We start from the raw sequence: 219 nt of genomic DNA on the forward strand, positions 1-219 counted from the left end.
AGCAAATGATAAACTAAACGGAGTAGATGTTACGGCTTTAAACACAACAGTTACAGCCATTACAACAGGACCGTTATCTATTGATGCCAGCGGAGTATTGACTTTAGATCCAAACACAGTATCAGGCACGTATACAATCACGTACCAAATCTGTGAAAAAGGAGCTAATCCGGTGAACTGTGATACAGCAGAAGCAACAGTGGTAGTAAAAGGAACTTT

General features: G+C 40.2%; 1 protein-coding gene. It reads left to right on the forward strand.

Going from position 1 to position 219, the window contains the following annotated elements; genetic code table 11:
- The coding region (locus tag FLACOL7796_RS00025) for a hypothetical protein (RefSeq protein WP_173968575.1) at positions 1–219 on the forward strand (219 nt) is incomplete at both ends.

The sequence above is a fragment of the Flavobacterium bizetiae genome (genome assembly GCF_902804475.1).
Taxonomy (GTDB): domain Bacteria; phylum Bacteroidota; class Bacteroidia; order Flavobacteriales; family Flavobacteriaceae; genus Flavobacterium; species Flavobacterium bizetiae.